This window comes from Moorena sp. SIO3I6 (assembly GCF_010672095.1).
In genome coordinates this window covers 1-1,537 of sequence record NZ_JAAHHU010001219.1, presented here as the reverse complement: position 1 = coordinate 1,537, position 1,537 = coordinate 1, and the positions used below count along the sequence as shown (strand labels likewise).

General features: G+C 38.1%; 2 protein-coding genes. Both read left to right on the top strand.

All coding sequences use genetic code 11. The features are described 5' to 3' along the window. Positions 1–280: 280 nt before the first annotated feature. On the top strand, positions 281–1,213 hold the full coding sequence (locus F6K49_RS47865) for a hypothetical protein (protein WP_293109623.1): 933 nt from the start codon (positions 281–283) through the stop codon (positions 1,211–1,213). Then, positions 1,197–1,415 (top strand): hypothetical protein, encoded by a 219-nt coding sequence (locus tag F6K49_RS47860; RefSeq protein WP_293109621.1) that lies wholly within the window; start codon positions 1,197–1,199, stop codon positions 1,413–1,415. The genes F6K49_RS47865 and F6K49_RS47860 overlap by 17 nt, the downstream gene beginning before the upstream one ends. Positions 1,416–1,537 lie beyond the last annotated feature (122 nt).

Here is a 1,537-nt window from a genome sequence, read left to right as displayed (position 1 = left end):
TAGAAGCCATTTGGTCATCGAACAATCTAGCTTTGTTTTAGTCTAATGAGGTACACAAAATTTTTACCATCTTACCTCTTACCTCTTCTGACTTCACTGCTCCCTGCTCCCTGCTCCCTGCTCCCTGCTCCCTACTCCCTAAAAACATGTACCTCACCTAATTAAAAACCACTATAATGCAATTAGTGGCTATATTAGGAATCCTAAATCAGTTGTCAAATGATTTAGGGTTCCTATATATTTTTTATGGGTATAGCTTTTCCATTGTATAGTAGTACCAATGAAAAGGCTCACTGCAGTTATGGATACGGTCGTTATTCTAGCTTATTTTAATTTTTCAAAAAATAAATCCAGGTATATGGCTCTTGTCAAAGCACTAGCTTACTTAAGGGAAGACGTTGATATAATCCTGGTTTGTTATGGCTTAGATACTGACAGTATTGTTTCCTCGCAGAATCTTAAAATAATCAAGATTACCTCTGCTTCTGTACTTTGGCAAAAAGAAAGATTCTATAACGTAGCGTTATCCCATTTGAATGAAAAGCATCAATATGTTGTTTGGGCTGATGCCGATCTCCTTTTTACTAACAAGGGTTGGCAAGAGCAATTAAAAGAGAAACTGGAAAGCTACCGACTGGTTCAGATCTTCAATCGAGTCGAAGATGTAAAGCTTGAGAATGGCCATTTTTATCTAACTGGACTTAGCCGCAAATCCGTGGTCACGACTTTCAATCGCGATATTACAGTTAAGGATTATTTCAGTAAAAGTGGCATCAGCTTAAGTCTTGGATGTAATCCGGGCTTTGGATGGGCGGCAAAGGCGACCACGATTAGAGAAATAGGCTTCCCCGACTTTATGATTTTGGGAGGTGGCGACAAGGTTTTATTGGCCTCTGCTATGGGATATCATTCGATTTTTGTTAAAGCGCTTTTTTTAAATCATACGTTTTCTAATCTATATCATTCTTGGGGAGACAAAGTTTTTCATACCATTAAAGGACGAGTGTCTTACCTAGAAAATACGATTTATCATATTGTTCAGGGAGATTATAAAAATCGTCGCTATTCTGATCGCCACAAATTAATTCAGGACAATAGTTTTGCGATCGCTGATTATCTAAAAATTAATCAATGGGGAGCATGGCAATGGTACGATGAAAACAACGAATATGCTGTAAAAATAAGGAGATACTTTGATGAAAGAGGAGACTAAAGCATTTGAAATCGTATTTTATGGAACTTCCGGTTGGTTTGACAGCACATCAGGTGCTACTAATTCTGTAGGGGTATTCGTAAATGATAGAGATATTGTTTTGTTCGACTTAGGCACTGGGGTTAGAAAAATAGACAGAGAAAGCGTTCGTGATAAAAATGTTACTGTTATGCTTTCACACCTACATTTAGACCACTGCTGAAGGGGTGACATGGAAGTTGAAAAGCACAGTGGGACTGAAATCTGAGAAAATGGGGTCAGAAAAGATGAGAGAGATTCTCACCGCGACCCCATCAAACAAAAATGATAGCTAAATTGTACACC

Excerpts from the sequence above, each read along its gene's own strand:
- F6K49_RS47865 (WP_293109623.1), top strand. The coding sequence starts at position 281 with ATGAAAAGGCTCACTGCAGTTATGGATACGGTCGTTATTCTAGCTTAT.
- F6K49_RS47860 (WP_293109621.1), top strand. The coding sequence starts at position 1,197 with ATGAAAGAGGAGACTAAAGCATTTGAAATCGTATTTTATGGAACTTCC.